The sequence below is a fragment of the Paraburkholderia sp. BGA-UO-ETr-F12 genome (genome assembly GCF_059567945.1).
In genome coordinates, this window is sequence record NZ_JCAQOZ010000056.1 from 14,505 (window position 1) to 31,282 (window position 16,778).

The window sequence follows — 16,778 nt, forward strand, 5'->3', positions numbered from 1 at the left end:
GCAGTGGCAAAGGTGCGGCAAGGGAAAAGTATATGCTGCGACACAAAGAGGATGTTTTCTTCGGAAAGATGGCGTCGAGAACGATAGTTGCCATGCCATTGGGAGCATTGTAATTGTGCTAACCAGAACTTTAAGATTAGTGCTCGCGAGCATGCTAACGATCGGTATGCCTGGAGTTTCAACGGCTGGCGGCGATGCGGACCAGGCGCGGGAATGGGGTTCCGGTGAGTTCCACCGATCAATGGATGTCGACTCAGAACTGGCGCACCTGACGAAGGAGCTGGATCTTACCGAGGAGCAGCGCGAACGGATTTTGCCGATACTGGTGGAACACCAACGAAAAGAGCAGGCGCTTCATCAGAATACGTCGCTTTCGTCCGATGATCGTCGCGCACAAGCACACGCTATCAGCGACGAAACACACAAGGAGATTGACCCGCTGCTTACGGACCGGCAGCGGCAGGTAGTCGAGGCAATTCAGCAGCGTGCGCACCACGGTACGATGCGCGGCGCGTCGGCCACCTCCGGCGGGGGCTAGTCATGCGCCGTCGCATGGGTCATGAGCGACGTCTCCAGTAAGGGTGTGGACAGCAGCAGTCTGGAAGCACATTAGTACTCGCATGCCGCGCCCGCTGTAATTGTCGATTTCCCATTCTCCACCCGCGCGCCGCACCAACCGTTCAACGATCGCCAGCCCCAGCCCGCTATTGCCGTTGCCGCCGCGTGCCGGGTCGAGGCGCCCGAACGGTCGGCGCGCGTTGATCAGATTCTGCGCCGCAATCCCGCTGCCATTGTCTTGGACGGACAAGCTGTAGCCCGTCGGAGTACGGGCGGTTGCCACCACGACAGGCGGTGCACCGTAGGCATGCGCGTTGTCGAGCAGGTTTGCAAGAATGCGGTCGAGCGTGGCGGTCGGCAGCAGGAAGCCGGGGCCTGCCTTCAGGTCGGTCAGCACACCCGGCGTACCATCTGCGACTATCTGGTAACTGCGCACCACCCGCTCGCATTGAGCATCGACCTCTACAGCTTCGCTGCTATCGGCGTCGTCGTGTGCAAACACAAGAAACTGCTCGACGATATGCGTCATCGAAGCGATCTCACGCAGTACCCCGTCGCGCACCCTGGCTTCGCCCATCATCTCAGCGCGCAATCGCAGCCGCGCCAGCGGCGTCTTTATGTCATGCGCGACACCCCCGAGCATCACCCCGCGATCGTTTTCCGTGCACGCCGCCTCCTGGACCATCTGGTTAAAGCCATGGATCAACTGACGCAATTCTTGCGGTCCACGTTCCCGCACCGGCGACACTGGCTGGCCAAGGCCAAAGCGCGCGACCGCGTCGGCGAGCGCGCGCAATGGCTGCTGAAATTGCCACGCTGCAAAGAGTGCCGCGATCACCGCAGACGTGAAGATGGCAATTAGCCATAGCACCGTCCTTTCAAGCGCGTGAGGCAATCCCAACGGCGATGCCGGCACCACGATCCAGTTGCGATCGGTCGGCTCGAGCACCCATAACCACAACCCTGGCGGCTTGCCGGCCCGCACCCGGGTGCCCGGCGGCATCCGGGTGCGCACGTCATCGAGAAAGCGGGCCAACGGCATATCCGTATATCTATCGCTCTGCATCGACGGCACGGCGCTGCTGGACGGGTCGATGAGGAATACCCACGATGGCAGCGGCAGATTGGGCGTGTTAGCGATGTGCTGGCGCACGGCGCTAACGAGGAACACAGCCTCTTCAACGGCATAGTGGGTTTGCATCCGATTATCCTCGAGGCGATACAGCGCGTACCAGGCGAAATGGGAAAGCAACAGGACCGCGACGACCAGCAACGCGAGCCGTCCAAACAATGAATCAATCAGTTGGCGCATGTTGTTTGTCGTCCGGCGCAAGTACGTAGTTGTGTCCACGCACGGTTTGGGTGAAGCGCGGGGTGGAGGGTTGGTCTCAGGAGTGCAGCCTGTCTGTGTCGACGTCAGCAGTTCGCGAAGGTCGACGTCGTTGTCAACGACAAGCATCTGAGTAACCATGACATGAAGACTCTCCGGCAGGAATGAATTTATAACTCAAGTAATCCTTAGAGAAATTGCGATTTTTTACGACAACGCGGGTATGTAAGTCTGGGTAATGCTTTAACGGGGAAATTTCGTTTGGGCGAAAGACCGTGCAAGTACCCCTATACGTTGGTTTGCGGAATTGTCGATCGTGGCGATCCCTGCGCCTCCGCCTCTGCGCCTCGGTGCCGGTTAATCTGGCGTAACCTGGCGTAATCCGCGCGTAACACAATGGCGTATTGCGCCAGCTATTGTCCGTAGTAACGATGAGTTCATCGTGCTTCTGGAGCAAATATTATGGATAAGTATTTCTCGCCGACCGTAGCGGTTGTGTTGTTGCGTGTGAGTTCTACACTCCTCTTCGCTAGGGAACTTTCGTTGGCGTCGATGCATGGGTCGAAAGGGTATTCGGCACGCGGACCGTACGGTGTGAAGATGGCGTTCGTTGTTTGGCGTATTGACGTCGGCACGAAGACTGCCGGACGTGAAACAGGTGGTGGATACACACGCGATACACGACGGCGAACCGAGCTATCCGTTTAGGGGCGAAAAGTCCGTCATGATTTGCTTCGTGAGCGTCTTCCCGGTTGCCGACATATTTTTTAGTCGCATAGGCACATGTCGGCGAAATGCCACTCCAGTTCAATGCGACGAACTGCATCTACATGCGCTCTCCTTGTCCGTTCGAATAGCCTCACGCAGTGCAGAGTAGGTTCATTGAATAAGGGAAATACCGTGTACGAATCGATGACATTGGATCTTTTCGACCATGCTGACGTACCAGCGCTCCGTTTCACCATTGCAGATAAGTCTTGTCTGCTGCAGACATCCGCTGTTGATGAGCTGATTCAACAGTTAATTGCCTTGCGCGGCCGTCTTGATCCCCCGCAGCCTCGGGAACCCGTCAGATCGTCAAACTATCCTCTCGAGATGGACCCCTGCTGGTATGTCGAACATTCGCCGCTATTGGGGCTCGTCATTCTCCTGCGGCACCCCGGAGTGGGTTGGATGGCTTATTCGTTGCCAACGGAGAGTGTCAAGCGGCTTTGCACGGCGCTAACAGTAAAACCGGCCAGTTTCGTCCCTGGCTCCATGATCAACTGATCGTTTTGCCATTCCGAATTTCAGATACTCCTATGGGCGTGTACTCAACTTGTACAGTCGCGCCGTCAAATCGCGTCGCTATCTTTCGGATACTCTCCGCGCGCAATGACTTGCTGGAACAGCGCGCTATGAGTGGGCACGTCGTTTGAGGCCTTGAACCAGGCCTTATCAGCAATCGCGGGCGCTTGAGTAAAACCGGGTAAACAACCGGTAACCAATAAAGTCTCCATGTCGTCTATCTTGCTTCTCATCTTCGGTTGAGTAGCAGGACCACATCATGATGAAAGTCGTCTTTCCAGGATTCTACGCGGCATTGATTCGAGCAGATTCTTTCATCTCAGTTGTTGAAAGGAACGGTTTGCGTAACGAAAAGTACGGTTCAGAGAATGTGTTTCATCATGTCGCCCTGTGCGAGCCAGGCGATTGGGCGGGCTGCGAATGGCATATGCATGGATTGCCGCCTCAAGGCGCCTACTCGCCTCTCGCGACGCCGAAACCGCCCGCATTCACTGGCTACGCCGAGGTTCATCAAACGGTGGACTACGCTGCGAGTGCCGTGTCCAGACTCGTGTCGAAGGTGCGAGGCGCCGGCGCTGTGCAGAACGACGTTCATCAGGAGCGGAGTTGATGACGATCGTAAGGCGGCTCCTTAAGCTCGCGTTGAAGAGTTTGACTCCCATCATGGTGAATACGCTCGTCACGCGTCTTTCGCATGCGGCTGCGCCATTCATCGTACAGGTGGCGGAGCGGCTAGCAATCGCCACGATTGATTTTGCCGGTATGCATGAATTCGACAAAGACAATCTGACCAAGGCGCTCAAGAATGCCGGCGACCGGTATCAGAAGTTCCAGTTTCCTATCGGAGTGTCCTTCTGGTAACGCTGGAAGCTGTGCGCTCCAGATCCGGAAAGGCAGTCGTTTCCGCGCTCAGGCCCATTTTCTGTGCCGTATCGCTCGCTCGTTGTGCGCCCGTGGTGCGTCGCGCGCGCTCGTGGTTACTCAGACGGTCGCTCGATATCCTGTTTGTGCTGCCCGTATGCATGAGTCATGTGTATGCGCAGTCCAGCAGCATGCCCGCGCAGCCGGAGCTGACGAACGACCCATGGAGCCTGTTGCTCGCACCGCGGCTCGAGGAGCATCCGCTCGCGCCAGGGATGTCTGCCGTGACTTTTGGTCTCGGTAGCGAAGCGACAGGCACATACGATGCGGATCTGTCACTGAAGGGCAGCGCCGAGTTGCGTCGTGCCACCTCTGTCGTGCAGGCTGACGCGATCCATTACGACGTAGATCAGGACGTTGCGGATGCATTCGGGCACGTGGTGCTGACTCGCGACGGAAATCAGTTTATCGGGCCCTACGCGCATCTTCATGTCGATTCGAACGAAGGCATGATGACGACGCCGCGATACCATTTCATCCTGAGCGACGGCAAAGGCAGTGGTTCCCGCGTCGAACTGCACGACGATCAGCAAGAAACGCTTTACGACGGCACGTATACGACGTGCCAGTGTGTCGACGATCCGGCTTGGTATGTGCGTGCGTCGCGGCTCGACCTCGACAACGCGCAAAACAACGGCGTAGCGCATAACGGCGTTCTGTTCTTCCTCGGTGTACCGATCTTCGCCTCGCCGTGGTTGTCGTTCCCGCTCGACGGGACGCGCCGAAGCGGCATTCTGCCGCCTACGTTTTCGATTAGCTCGACGAACGGCTACGATGTCGCGGTGCCCGTCTACTTCAATCTCGCGCCGAACTATGACCTGACGCTCACACCACGCCTGATGTCGAAACGCGGCGTGATGTTGACGACGGACTTTCGCTATCTGACACCGTCGTATTCGGGGACGCTGTCATTTGCTTATCTTCCGAACGATGCATTGACGGACACAAACCGTTACTCGATTTCCTTTCAGCATCAACAAACACTTGGCGGCGGTTTTTCCGCCTATGTGAACTACCAGCGCGTTTCAGATGCGAACGTGACGACTGACCTCGCGAATTCAAGTTCAGTGGTGGTCGGCGGCCAAAGCCTGTTCCAGCAGGAAGCGGGCGTTGCTTTTAACCACGGACCGTGGTCCGTGCTGACGCGCGTGCAGTACTGGCAGTCGTTTTCCGATGCGACTCCGCCGTATAACCGCGAGCCGGAACTAAACGTCAAGTACGCGCGCTACGATGTCGACGGCTTTGACTTCGGCGCGACATGGGACGCAACGCGCTTTACGATCCCGGTTGGAAATTCGACGCAAGGCGAGCGGCTTCTGTTCGACCCGTATGTCAGCTATGAGTTCGGGCAACCCGGCTGGTATGCGACACCCAAACTGCAGTGGCACTTTGCTTCATACGACCTGAGCTCTATCGGCACGGGTGCACCGGCGGGTCAACCGACGACGTTTAGCTTCAACGTGCCGACGTTGTCGTTTGATTCCGGCATGACATTCGAGCGCAGTGTGAATCTCTTCGGTGTCGGTCTGATCCAGACGCTCGAACCTCGGCTCTATTACGTTTACACACCGTATCGAAACCAGAACTACGCGCCAATCTTCGACACCGCGCCGCTCGACTTTGGCCTCGCTGAGGTTTTCACAAGCAATCGCTTTGTCGGTGGCGACCGCGTATCCGACATGAACCGCATCACAGCGGGGATCACCACGCGCTTCGTCGATGCCGCGAACGGCAATGAGCTGGCGCGCTTTGTACTCGCGCAGGAATACTACTTCCGGAACACGCAGGTGACGATGCCGGGCGATTCGCCGCCGACTGTCGGCCCGTCGAATCTTATCGCTGGCGACTCACTGAACATCGGCGCCGTCTCGGTTCAGCAAGGGATTGAATACAACCAGTCCAGCGGGGAGTTTACGCAGGCCACGATCGGCCTTGGGTGGAAGCGCGCCGCGGGGAGTGTCTTCAATGCGGCGTACCTGTACGCGAGAGCCAATGCGACCCTCGACGATGAGACGGAGAATCAGGTACTGCTCTCGGGGCAGTTTCCATTGACACGGCGCCTGTCTGGTGTCGGCCAGATCGACTACGACATTGTCAGTCATCGAGTGCTCGCCGGGTTGATTGGTCTGAAATACCTGGCTGATTGTTGGAGCGTTAGCTTTGCCTTTCAGAAATACACGAACGTCAGTTCGACAACGACACCCACTACAGGCACTCGCTTCCTGATGCAACTGCAACTCAATGGTTTGAGTCACATCGACAATGGATTGCAGCAGCAGTTCCGTGCAAGCATCCCGGGCTATTCTGTCGCGCCGTCCGCATTGCCCGAATCGCGCTTTTCGAGCTATCCATAACCATTGCAGACATCGTGGATAGCATCGCGGCGCATGCATTGATTGCTCTCTGATTAACGACTACGTTTGCATGGCTTTCAGTAACTGACAGCCCTTCCTGGACCTTACCCTGAGTTTCGAGGCGTGACGATGTCATTGACGACTACCCGGGGTATTTCGCATCGCTGGACGATATCAGCCCGTATCGCAAAGGATTCCGGTCGACGTGATCGAACAGTCGGCAGCGAACCCTTGTTACAGGTATCGATTTATGAAACGACCGGTAAACGCAGGCGTTGTCACCGCCCCACAGTGCTTGTTCTCCATTCAGTTCTAATCGCTGATCAACGGGTGCAGGGTCATTAGCTCGTTGTCTTGCTGTGTATTCGCCGCGTCGAAATGACTTTTCCATGCGCGGTAAACTTTCTTTGAAGGATATGTTGATGAAAAGAACTCTCATGGTGCTCGGAGCCTCGAGCGCATTTACTTTCGCAGCCACTGCGCATGCGCAAAACAGCGTGACACTCTACGGCCTTATCGATGCCGGCCTGACGTACACGAATAACCAGGGCGGTAGCAAAAATTTTCAGGAAACGAGCGGGTCGGTCAATGGGAGTCGATTTGGCCTGCGCGGAAGCGAAGATCTGGGCGGAGGGCTTAAGGCTGTTTTCGTACTTGAAAACGGCTTCAATATCGCGAATGGGAAGCTGGGTCAGAATGGTCTCGAATTTGGACGTCAGGCGTTCGTAGGTCTCTCGAGCGATCAGTATGGTGCTGTTACACTGGGTCGTCAGTACGATTCAGTCGTTGACTACCTTGCACCTCTTTCGCTAACGGGCACGGGATTCGGCGGCACACAAGCCGCTCATCCGTTTGATAACGACAACCTTGATAACTCTTTCCGCATCAATAATTCGATCAAGTACGCAAGCGTCAACTATGGCGGTTTGAAATTCGGCGGCCTGTACGGTTTCTCGAATAGCGCCGGCAACTTCTCAACAAACCGGGCGTACAGTGTGGGCGCTACGTATAACTATGGCCCGGTCAATTTTGCCGCTGGGTATTTACAGCTGAACAATAGTGGGACAGACCTGAACTCCGGTGGAGCGGTGACTAACGACGCGACCTTTACGTCTAGCTTGCAGAGGACGTGGGGCGCAGGCGCCAACTATGCGTTTGCTAACGCGACGGTGGGCCTCGTATTCACGCAAACGATCGTCGGTAATCTGGCGGGAATCGGAGCTTCAGCGTCCGGCACGTCGAACGGACTTTCCTTCGCCAGCAATAGTGCGCGCTTTAGCAACTATGAACTGAATGGACACTACTACTTCACTCCGGCGGTCTCGGTGTCAGCGGCTTATACCTTCACCGATAGTCGTATCGATGGTGTAGCGCCGAAGTGGAACCAGTTCACGCTGCAGACGGACTATGCGCTGTCGAAGCGCACGGACGTCTATCTTCAAGGTGTGTACCAGCACGTCAGCGATACTGGCAACAGCGGCATCCATGCGGTGATCAATGGGCTGTCTATGTCGAGCTCGAATGAGCAGCTGGCCGTCACTGCGGGCATACGCGTTCGATTCTGATCGAGTTCATTTTCTGCCTGAAAGTCGACGCGCGCGCCGGGGGCGGGCGCGTCCTGAATGGGACGGCCGTCGGGAGCGCGTAAAACGCAGGCGAGTTTTGCGCTCTGGAGGAATGTCGCAGCAGCATTTCACGGAAAATGTGACGAGCCCTGTCTTGTGTTGCGAGGAGGACGAATCTCAGCACGCTCGAAAGTTGATCTGAGGACCGGCTTCGATTATTCCAGATCGAAGCTCATTGTCCTTCGTTGGCGTAATAAATTTGGATAACAAAAAAAATGCGCTGCCAAAGATATAACGATCGATTGCAGAAAAATCGTTTGTTATAGAACGAGATTCGCGTTACATGCCTTAGTCGAGGGCGTCATGGAATTCGCTAGAGTCGAACTATAGAACATTCGATCACTGCGCAATGTCATGGCCGCAAACCTATCGTCTACATTGTTATGCATCAATTGAACGAAGTCAGTCAGCCCGTCTCGACACCAGTCAGGCATCCGCGCCGCTGGCGCGCGGCTGCGGGCAGGAAGACGATATCTGGAATGTCTTGCGGCGTGACATAAGGAGGGAGGTGGCCTGATTCAGGCGCTCATCGTTGCGTGTTTTCTCAATTTCCGTATGGACTGGTGGGCTTGCTCCCCTCATCGGTCGTTGACAGAACTGGTGGAACGTTTCGGCGAGCACAGCTGGCGTACCAACTCCGTCAGGCGCCAGAACGGCGAACCCTGCAGTCTGGCAAGTTGCTGCCTCACTTCTCCTAAAGCCGTCCGCGTTGCGGCGAGTTCACCTGCCAACACTGTGTCAAACCCCGCACCGTCGATCAACGCGATATCCACGATACGTGTAGCCCGATGAAGAGGAACCTGCATCTGCGGCCAGTTTGCCTGTGCACCGAAAGCCAATACCTGCGTCGCCTGAGCGAGTTTGCTGGCCCAGAGCGAAAAGGTATCGGGATGCACGGCGCCCCTACGCACCATTTCCTTGCCGAAATGCATGGCTTCGAGATGGATCTTCAATCCTTCCGACGCGTCGAACCCACAGTCGCGATTGTCCCCGCTCGCTTGACGCACGGTTCCGAACGATGGCGCAAGTCCCGTTAGATCGGCCACCCAGCGTTCGGCGGCCTGCGTATAAGCGGGCGACCGCGCTGCAAGATCGCAATCGAAGATCGCATGTGCGTGGGTTGCCGCATGCTGTAATGTAAGGAGCCAATGTCCAAGAAAGGCCCGATACGCAGCGGCGGGTGCAACGCTCACGGCATGTTGCCTGCAAAAATCGAGGAATGTTCCAAACGATTCTTCTCCAGGCTCGTGCGATACATCTGGCAGATCGATGTGTAGCGCGTCGAGCACCCTGCCGACCATCGGTGCATGTCTGTTCAACGCCAGAACGGCAAACGGCACGGCCACAAAATGCGGGTTTTCGTGAGCGGCGAGCAGATCCCAGCAGGACAGCCATTGAGAAATCGGGTTTTTCTCGACCACGATGTGCACGGCCTCCGGGAAGGTGCTGCGGAACCACGGAAGTCGACCTGACGACCGGCAGAACTTGAAGACAGGCACGCCGCCTTGCTCATGAGCCGCGGCAATCAGGTTGCGTAGATAGGTCTCAAGCCGGTCAGCCCCGTCGGGAGTTTGTCCCGTGAAGCAATCGATTGAGAAGCGCTCTTCGTAGCCGGGGATACCTCGTCCATCAGGTCCAAGCAGATGAGCGAATTCGGCGAAATACGGTTTCTCTAGTCTCGGATGGCCCGAATGCCAACTGTCGGCCGTACTCGTCGCCAGATTTGTCGAGTCGATCGTCGACAACATCTCGTGCAACGGTTCATAGTAGGCGGTGACTTCGCTGAGGCGGCGGAAACACGACCATAGCCATGTGCCCGCCGTTCTGTATCCGGCATGCAAGAACACTGCTTTGGTTTCTGACATCATCGAGCGTAGCGCAAGTTGAATTCCGATAAGTGGTTGTGAACCATCGCGCCGGGGAAAGCCTTCTTCCATGCGCGAACCCGGGAGAGCCGCAGTCAACAGGGCGCCAGTGGTGTCCGTACACCGTGGCTCAGGCAACAGCACAACGTACTGGCATTTCGGAACCAGCAATCGCTTTATCGCTGACCTGAACCAGGTTTCGCTGTGTCGCCGTCATCTCGAACCATGCGCTGAAACGCCGACAACACGCGTGCGCACGTGAGTGTTTGGCGCCAGAGTTTCTCTTTGAGCCGTGCGGTAGGAACCCATTGCCAGGGTAAAACAACCTTGACGGTTCCCCACGCTGGGCGCCAGCGCTCAGATACGCGGCGCCGTCGGAACAGGCTGATGGTCGGAATATTAAGACTTGAAGCAAGATGCCCGACACCTGAGTCGTTTCCGATAAACCAGCCAGATTCGTATAACCAGCATGCCAGCTCATGAGGGCTGCTAAATTCCGGCGCGGGGATGCCCCATCTTTCCAGTTCGAACCAGCGCTCGCGTTCGTGTGGTGCAATCACGAAGTTGACGTCATATCCACGCCGACGCAAATTGTGGGCCAATTTCACGAAACGTCGCGATAGCCAGCGCTTGTCCTCCGTGCTGGCCTCGGGATGAATTGCGATCCGGCGAATGTATTCGCGGTGTCGTAGCGCGGGCGGGGGCCTCATCCCGTTGTTTAAATCGACATTCGATAGTGCGAGTTCGTCGCGGCAGAAGTCGGCGAAGCGTTCCGCCATACACCCTGTGCGGTCCCCGAATACGACCCCGTCCAGATCGAGGACACAAGGGTGGATTTCCGTCAGGCGAGGAATCGGCTGATTCCGATGCATTTGCAGGACAGCGTGGTAGGGCGCCAGCATTGCCCTGGCATCCGCCTCGCATGGCAATGGTTGAATTGTCACATCGGGGAACCAGTGTCGCAATGCGTGAGCTGGGCGCCCGAATACCGTGACATCCATGCCGTTTCTCAAGAGATTTTGCACGATGACCATCAACACCAGCGTGTCGCCAATTGCGTTGGACATGACTACTGCGATGCGGCTGGGTCCGTCTGCCGCCAGGCCAGGGAAAGGTAGCGGATTCATGAGAAATTGGCGCGTAGCTGCTCGAATGCCTGAATCACCTTGCCGACGGACAACAGGTATTTCCAGTAGCGTTCCTTCAGACGTCCCGTGGGCAAGTAGGCGCCTCCAATCAGCACTCGTCCGGTCCCCCAGTCGGGGCGCCACGTGCGCGCGATACCGCGGCGCATGAACAATGAGAGGGTGGGAATCTGCAGGTTCGATGCAAGATGGCCAATTCCTGAATCGTTACCGATGAACCACCCGCACTCGAAAAGCCATGCGGCGACGTGATCAAGCGAAGAGAGATCAGGCAGCGCCATGCCTAAACGCTCGACGTGTTTCCAGTCCGCGCGTTCGTGCGGTGCAACCACAAATTGCGGGCTGAAACCCTGGTCGCGTAATTCCACCCCCAGTTGAACGAAGCGGGACGCCAGCCAGCGTTTGTCCACGGTGCTCGCCGTTGGATGGATGGCGACGCGAAGCGGGTAGCTCCGATGCTGAAGTCCTGGCGGCGGCGTGATGCCGTTACTTTTCGCGGCATCCAGCAAACCGAACTCGTCACGACAAAATAGAGCCAGCCTGTCGGCCATCGATTCTGACGAGCGGGCGCGACAGATGTGATCGAGCAGGATTACCCGGGGATGCATGCGATCCAGCCCCGCAAACGGTCTATTGCTGTGCATCTGGATGACCGTATCAAAGCGGTGCAGTTTATGTGCAAGATGATCATCGCCTAACTCTGCCTGGATATCGACGCCGGGAAACCAATCGCGCAAAGCATGCGCATGCTGGCCAAACACGGTGACTGCAATACTGTGTTTCTGAAGGTTACGCGCAACCGTCATCATCAGCAGTGAGTCGCCCACTGCCGGTGAAAGAATCAATGCCACACGGGTTACTGTTTGGATTGCCTGCCGCATAGATACATTCCATTGGCGCACTCTCAACAGTTGGCGAAGCGCTTGCCAGGTCATGAATGGAGGCCGTTCAGTGAATTGGCCACAGTCTAGATTCAGCGCACGTTACTTGAGTTACAACGGTCATTACCGAGGTTTACGTTCGCTGAGTCAGCTTGTCGGCCAGTCCACGCGCTGTTCTTTGAAAATGATGCTGGAGAAAAGCGCGACGGCGCAGCCCCCGACGATCACTGCGGTGAAGTGCGTAGGCCCGGCATATCTACCTTATCTGGCCTTGGGAGTATTGCGCTCCAGGGCAAGCTGCGCTTTTCCCGTCGGCGAGACCAGGACGGAGGATTTGCGGCTCATTTTTGGCGAAACTTTCTCAGTGATGTCTTGAATCCGGATTTCGTGATCCGGTGCGCCAGCAGGCATTCCTTGGTAGCCTGGGTCCGCATTCTGCCTTGCGACGACGCCGCAAGACGACTCGGTCCCATCATCGCGCGAAGCTGGGGCTCACCTGGTCGCACGGCATCGTTGGACAGTGACCGATATTGCACGTCACCCCAGTTGATAAGGAAACCGATTTGCCTGCCGGAACAGTCCGTCCGCCATCGTCAAGATGACAGAGCCTGCAGATGCATCAGGTTGCGACATAAACGTAGGAAACCAATCAAAAAAAAAGCCGTCCAGGCGATCCGGCAAGTGGACCGCCTGGTGGCTCATCTGTGTCCCAACGCGCTCGGCGGCTACCGGCACGTTGTGCGGGTCAGCTTCCGAGCGCCCGGATCGTCAATGCATTCTTGACGGACGTCACGCCAGCAACGCCCTTGGCGACCTGGGCTGCGCGGTCAATCTGCGACTCCTCCGGCACGATTCCTTGCAGCGTGACCGCGCCGTCCTTCACCCGTACGGTGATGCTGGCGCCGCTGAGGTCCCTGTCCTTCGCGAGCGCAGCGCGAACCTTGCGGGACAGCGCGCGGTTGGCCGCCCTTGCAGCCTTGGACTGTTGCCTGGCGGTTGAAGTCGCACCGCTCGTAGCCGTGGCGGGCGCAGATGCGTCCTGGGCATACGTTTGAAGCGAGGCGGCGGCGATCAACATTGCCCCAGCGGCCAGGCTAAGTTTTTTAATCGGTTTCATGCTGTTGCTCCTGATGTCAGAGTTTTCTTGACTTCATAGCCCGCGACAGAACCATCTTCAGTACAGCATCACAAACTTTCGCTTGTATTCGTTGCAGACTCTCGCCCATGCCCCGGGTCCTGCTCGTTCGTCATTCTCACCCGAACGTGAATTTTAGCCGGGCGCATTCGCACGAGAGAGCCCACGCGGCCAGCACATCGCTGATCGCAGCTTCGTCGAGATCACCAGAGACGCCGCGATACCGTCGGTTTGCCATCCGCAGGGCCAATGGTCTGCCGCAGTTATCGCGTGCCGCCGTCCACGATCTGTTCCGCGAGGCCGCTGCCCGTCGTCCCGAGCGCCCACATTGAGCCGCCGACCGCGAGCGACACGCCCGCGGCGAACGCAAACAGGATAGGAGGATTCATGCTGACATTCACGAGCAAGCCGCCGAGCATAGGGCCTGCGATTGCGCCCAGACGGCCGATGCCCATCGCCCAGCCGACGCCCGTGCCGCGCAGTTGCGTGCTGTAGAGGGCAGCCGCGTAGGACACGGTGCACATCTGCGCGCCGATGCTCAGCATCCCCGCAACGAAGGTAGCGACGCATAGCAGTACGGGCGAATGCTGGCCGAGGCCGATGAAGAAGATCGGGACCGCCCCCGCGGCGAAGCCGGCTCGGATCACCCGCCAGGGGCTGTAGCGGTCGCCGAGCCGGCCGAGCGGAATCGAGCCGCACACCGCGCCGAGATTGAGCAACGACACGGCGATCACGCCGGCACGGACGTTTGCGCCGCTGGCACGAGCGATCAGTGGAATCCACGAGATCAGGAAGTACGTCAGCAGCAGGCTAAGAAACAGCGTCGTCCACAGCAGCAGCGTGCCGACGGCGCGGCCTTCGGTGAAGAGCAGGTGTACGGTAACGGCGCGCGAGGAAGGCGCCGTGCGCCCGGCGCTCGCGTTGCCCGGTGCCGACGACCCGCGACTCGCGAGAAAGCTGGCCGATTCAGGCACGAGCGGCACGAACAGCGCACCCAGCACGATCGGCAACAGGCCGCCGACGATGAACACGCTCTTCCATCCCCACAGCGCGACCATCGCTTCGGACGACAGGCCGCCCAGTACCGCGCCGAGCGGGAATCCGCAGAACATCAGCGAAACCAGCGATTCGCGCCGCTCGGCGGGAGCATGTTCGGACGCGAGCGTGATGGAGCAGGGCAGTGCGCCGCCGAGGCCAAGCCCAGTGACGAGCCGCATCGCGATCAGCGATGCGATCGAGTCGCTGAACGCCGTTCCGAGCGAGCCTGCTGCGAAGATTGCGAGCGAGATCACGAGGGCCGGCTTGCGTCCGACCCGGTCGCCCATCGGGCCCAGCACGAGCGCGCCGATAAAGCTGGCCAGCAAACCGGCCGCGAAAACCGGCGCGAACAGGACCGGGCTGACTCGCCAGACATCGACGATGTGCGGCGCGACGAACGCGATCGACTGCGTGTCGAAACCGTCGACCAGCGTGACGGCCGCGCACAGCAAGATGATGCGCAACTGCTGGCCGGAAAGCCGCACGCGGGCGGCTCCGGCCGTACTCCGTTGGTCCAGGTACATGGCTTTCCCCGCTAGAACGCGATTTCGCGCTGGATGACGCGCTTCTCGATCAGCCACCCACCGTTTTCGGCGCGGCGCAGCTGGTCGAAGACGTCGTTGACCCGCACCTGCAGCGAGCCGTCCGATGCGCGGTGCTCGAACGTAATCTGCACCGCGGTCGACTGTGAGCGGTTCGCGTCGATCGCGTCGACGCGCAGGTTCGACCAGAGGTGGCGGGTCTTGCGGCCCGGCTCGGCATGGCGCCGCTCGCAGTCGCGCGCAATCGCGTCGCGTCCGCTCAGGATGGCACCGCCCACGTGCAGTACGCCATCTGGCACGAACAGCCGGCCTATCGATTCGCCGTCTCCGCGATCCGCGCACCACGCGAAATCGCTCAGCAGGCGCTCGATGGCGCGGACGTCTTCGTTACTTATCACAAACAATCTCCTGGTTATCCGAAACAGTGATGACCCTTCGCGCGCGACGCATCGCGGCAAGCGCCGCGGTTCAAAAACGCACCGTCAAACCAACCCGCGCGAGCGTCTGGTTGCCGTTCGACGAACTCGCGGTCGACCCGATGATCGTCGCGAGCGCCTGTCCGTCGCCGCCTGCCCATTGATGGGCCAGGGTCACGTACACCAAAGTCCTCTTGGACAGGTCGTGCGCGTAGGTCAGATTGACCTGCTGCGCCTTGTTGTCGCTCAGCACCGCGTTACCCTGGTCGTACTGGTACTCGAGCGTGACTTCGTCCACACCGGTGAGCGAGTAGTAGCCGCCGATCTCGTACACGTTCACGCGTCCGCCGTTGTAGGTGTTCTCGGTGTTCGTGAACATCGCGTCGATGGCGGCGTTGTAAATGTTGACGCGACCGCCGATCCCCCAGTTGCGAATGCCGTTGTTGCCGTTGTTGATGCCGGGAAACCGCGTGTAGGTGTAGGCGGCGTCGAGCGTGACAAGCGCATTGGAGTAGCGCAGCCCGAAGCTCTGCGTGCTGTCCTGGGTGGTCGATCCAGCCTGTCCGCCGAGCCCGTACATCGCGCCGAACCCGAAACCATGGAAGATTGGGCTCTCATAGGAAACCGAGTTGTTGGTGGTGATGCTGCCCGCTGTGCGGTCGAAGTCAAACGCGCCGCCCGGCAGCCCGAGCTTCGAGAACGGACCCTGCTGCGTGTAGTACACCGGGTTGTACTTGAGCATGTAACCCCAGCGGTCGATCGTCATGTAGCGGAACATGTAATCGAACTGGTTGCCGAGCGTCAGCGTGCCGTACTTCTGGTCCTGAAGACCGACCCACGCTTCCTTGCCAAACAGCAGGCCGTTGACCATTGCGCCGGTGCCGTCGTTGAAGTTGTCGACCAGCTTGAAGATCGCTCGAAGTCCTCCTCCCAGGTCTTCGGTGCCGCGCAGGCCAACGATGGTCGGCACCATCGTGCCGCTCTGATAGAAAACGTTACTCTTGCCGTTCTGGTTGGACACGTAGGTGATGCCGGAATCGAGTATGCCGAACAACTGGACACTGCTTTGCGCAAAGACTGCCGAACTGAGGGAAAGGCCAACGACGAGAAGCAGCCAGCGAAGTTTCATATAGGTATCCTGATTGAGTCGATCAATCTTTTAATTTATTTCAATGCGTTACCGAATATTTATTGATGCGGGAGGGCGCGGTGCGGACCCGCCAGATCCGCAACCGGCCGCCGTCAGTCGCAGATAGCCTTAAAGCCGACGCTTTCGATCGCGAACACCGCGCAGCTTTCGTCGACGTCGGATGTGTCGCCGCTGATGCCGACCGCGCCCAGCAGGTTGTCATGGCTGTCGCGCACCAGCACGCCACCGGGAACGGGCGCGATACGGCCGCCGGAGATATCCCCCAATGACGCGAAGAACGCGGGCGCTAGCGCGGCGCGCTCCGCAAGCAGGCGGCCGCCGTGGCCCATGCCGAGCACGCCCCAGGCTTTCGCGTGGGCGATCTGCGGGCGCAGGATGCCGGAGTTGTCCTCCCGCTTGAGCACGATTAGATGGCCGCCGGGATCGAGCACAGCGACGGTCAACGGTTTGCAGTCGATCGCGCGTGCGCGGGTGAGCGCGGTATCGGCGATCTGTGAAGCGGCGCTAAGGGACAGGCTTGGCATCGGTTTT

16 protein-coding genes are annotated in these 16,778 nt (G+C 58.4%); 6 read left to right on the top strand and 10 right to left on the bottom strand.

The annotated features are described in order from the left end of the window. Window positions 1–151: 151 nt before the first annotated feature. Complete coding sequence (locus AC57B6_RS24085; RefSeq protein ID WP_146153379.1) at window positions 152–538, top strand: hypothetical protein; 387 nt, start codon at window positions 152–154, stop codon at window positions 536–538. On the opposite strand, the gene AC57B6_RS24090 is transcribed toward AC57B6_RS24085, so the two are convergent. Beyond that, window positions 539–1,870: an ATP-binding protein gene (locus tag AC57B6_RS24090; RefSeq protein ID WP_106356922.1), complete on the bottom strand. Its 1,332-nt coding sequence runs from the start codon at window positions 1,868–1,870 to the stop codon at window positions 539–541. Between the two features lie 918 nt (window positions 1,871–2,788). On the opposite strand from AC57B6_RS24090, the gene AC57B6_RS24095 reads away from it, so the two are divergent. Next, entirely contained in the window at window positions 2,789–3,157 is a 369-nt protein-coding gene (locus AC57B6_RS24095) for a hypothetical protein (RefSeq protein ID WP_025647917.1), read from the top strand. A gap of 65 nt (window positions 3,158–3,222) precedes the next feature. On the opposite strand, the gene AC57B6_RS24100 is transcribed toward AC57B6_RS24095, so the two are convergent. Beyond that, window positions 3,223–3,387, bottom strand: coding sequence for a hypothetical protein (locus AC57B6_RS24100; protein ID WP_156034497.1), 165 nt, complete (start codon window positions 3,385–3,387; stop codon window positions 3,223–3,225). Between the two features lie 47 nt (window positions 3,388–3,434). On the opposite strand from AC57B6_RS24100, the gene AC57B6_RS24105 reads away from it, so the two are divergent. The 4 genes from AC57B6_RS24105 (at window position 3,435) to AC57B6_RS24120 (ending at window position 8,015) form a co-directional block, all read left to right on the top strand. Then, complete coding sequence (locus tag AC57B6_RS24105; protein WP_496422233.1) at window positions 3,435–3,785, top strand: hypothetical protein; 351 nt, start codon at window positions 3,435–3,437, stop codon at window positions 3,783–3,785. Continuing rightward, on the top strand, window positions 3,785–4,036 hold the full coding sequence (locus AC57B6_RS24110) for a hypothetical protein (protein ID WP_025647919.1): 252 nt from the start codon (window positions 3,785–3,787) through the stop codon (window positions 4,034–4,036). The genes AC57B6_RS24105 and AC57B6_RS24110 overlap by 1 nt, the downstream gene beginning before the upstream one ends. A gap of 161 nt (window positions 4,037–4,197) precedes the next feature. Next, window positions 4,198–6,450 (top strand): LPS-assembly protein LptD, encoded by a 2,253-nt coding sequence (locus AC57B6_RS24115; RefSeq protein ID WP_454808132.1) that lies wholly within the window; start codon window positions 4,198–4,200, stop codon window positions 6,448–6,450. Between the two features lie 422 nt (window positions 6,451–6,872). Further along, entirely contained in the window at window positions 6,873–8,015 is a 1,143-nt protein-coding gene (locus AC57B6_RS24120) for a porin (RefSeq protein ID WP_496422234.1), read from the top strand. Window positions 8,016–8,653: 638 nt separating this feature from the next. On the opposite strand, the gene AC57B6_RS24125 is transcribed toward AC57B6_RS24120, so the two are convergent. The 8 genes from AC57B6_RS24125 to AC57B6_RS24160 all read right to left on the bottom strand — a co-directional run bounded on the left by AC57B6_RS24125 (window position 8,654) and on the right by AC57B6_RS24160 (window position 16,771). Then, window positions 8,654–10,012 carry a hypothetical protein gene (locus AC57B6_RS24125; RefSeq protein WP_496422235.1) on the bottom strand — a complete coding sequence of 453 codons (1,359 nt, stop codon included), beginning with the start codon at window positions 10,010–10,012 and terminating at the stop codon, window positions 8,654–8,656. A gap of 104 nt (window positions 10,013–10,116) precedes the next feature. Beyond that, window positions 10,117–11,007, bottom strand: a complete 891-nt coding sequence (locus AC57B6_RS24130) for a glycosyltransferase family 9 protein (protein ID WP_496422236.1) — start codon at window positions 11,005–11,007, stop codon at window positions 10,117–10,119. A gap of 56 nt (window positions 11,008–11,063) precedes the next feature. Then, complete coding sequence (locus tag AC57B6_RS24135; protein ID WP_235430106.1) at window positions 11,064–12,020, bottom strand: glycosyltransferase family 9 protein; 957 nt, start codon at window positions 12,018–12,020, stop codon at window positions 11,064–11,066. A gap of 691 nt (window positions 12,021–12,711) precedes the next feature. Then, window positions 12,712–13,083 (bottom strand): BON domain-containing protein, encoded by a 372-nt coding sequence (locus AC57B6_RS24140; protein WP_496422237.1) that lies wholly within the window; start codon window positions 13,081–13,083, stop codon window positions 12,712–12,714. Between the two features lie 281 nt (window positions 13,084–13,364). After that, complete coding sequence (locus AC57B6_RS24145) at window positions 13,365–14,663, bottom strand: MFS transporter (RefSeq protein WP_496422238.1); 1,299 nt, start codon at window positions 14,661–14,663, stop codon at window positions 13,365–13,367. An 11-nt stretch (window positions 14,664–14,674) separates the two neighbouring features. Continuing rightward, window positions 14,675–15,079, bottom strand: coding sequence for a nuclear transport factor 2 family protein (locus AC57B6_RS24150; protein WP_030099285.1), 405 nt, complete (start codon window positions 15,077–15,079; stop codon window positions 14,675–14,677). 70 nt (window positions 15,080–15,149) lie between these two features. Further along, window positions 15,150–16,226, bottom strand: a complete 1,077-nt coding sequence (locus AC57B6_RS24155) for a porin (RefSeq protein ID WP_028194302.1) — start codon at window positions 16,224–16,226, stop codon at window positions 15,150–15,152. A 113-nt stretch (window positions 16,227–16,339) separates the two neighbouring features. Further along, a complete protein-coding gene (locus AC57B6_RS24160; protein WP_144192387.1) occupies window positions 16,340–16,771 on the bottom strand; it encodes a GlcG/HbpS family heme-binding protein in 432 nt (143 codons plus the stop codon). Window positions 16,772–16,778: the final 7 nt, after the last annotated feature.

Excerpts from the sequence above, each read along its gene's own strand:
- AC57B6_RS24085 (WP_146153379.1), top strand. The coding sequence starts at position 152 with ATGCTAACGATCGGTATGCCTGGAGTTTCAACGGCTGGCGGCGATGCG.
- AC57B6_RS24090 (WP_106356922.1), bottom strand. The coding sequence starts at position 1,870 with ATGCGCCAACTGATTGATTCATTGTTTGGACGGCTCGCGTTGCTGGTC.
- AC57B6_RS24100 (WP_156034497.1), bottom strand. The coding sequence starts at position 3,387 with ATGGAGACTTTATTGGTTACCGGTTGTTTACCCGGTTTTACTCAAGCG.
- AC57B6_RS24105 (WP_496422233.1), top strand. The coding sequence starts at position 3,435 with ATGATGAAAGTCGTCTTTCCAGGATTCTACGCGGCATTGATTCGAGCA.
- AC57B6_RS24110 (WP_025647919.1), top strand. The coding sequence starts at position 3,785 with ATGACGATCGTAAGGCGGCTCCTTAAGCTCGCGTTGAAGAGTTTGACT.
- AC57B6_RS24115 (WP_454808132.1), top strand. The coding sequence starts at position 4,198 with ATGAGTCATGTGTATGCGCAGTCCAGCAGCATGCCCGCGCAGCCGGAG.
- AC57B6_RS24120 (WP_496422234.1), top strand. The coding sequence starts at position 6,873 with ATGAAAAGAACTCTCATGGTGCTCGGAGCCTCGAGCGCATTTACTTTC.
- AC57B6_RS24125 (WP_496422235.1), bottom strand. The coding sequence starts at position 10,012 with ATGGAAGAAGGCTTTCCCCGGCGCGATGGTTCACAACCACTTATCGGA.
- AC57B6_RS24130 (WP_496422236.1), bottom strand. The coding sequence starts at position 11,007 with ATGTCCAACGCAATTGGCGACACGCTGGTGTTGATGGTCATCGTGCAA.
- AC57B6_RS24135 (WP_235430106.1), bottom strand. The coding sequence starts at position 12,020 with ATGACCTGGCAAGCGCTTCGCCAACTGTTGAGAGTGCGCCAATGGAAT.
- AC57B6_RS24140 (WP_496422237.1), bottom strand. The coding sequence starts at position 13,083 with ATGAAACCGATTAAAAAACTTAGCCTGGCCGCTGGGGCAATGTTGATC.
- AC57B6_RS24145 (WP_496422238.1), bottom strand. The coding sequence starts at position 14,663 with ATGTACCTGGACCAACGGAGTACGGCCGGAGCCGCCCGCGTGCGGCTT.
- AC57B6_RS24155 (WP_028194302.1), bottom strand. The coding sequence starts at position 16,226 with ATGAAACTTCGCTGGCTGCTTCTCGTCGTTGGCCTTTCCCTCAGTTCG.
- AC57B6_RS24160 (WP_144192387.1), bottom strand. The coding sequence starts at position 16,771 with ATGCCAAGCCTGTCCCTTAGCGCCGCTTCACAGATCGCCGATACCGCG.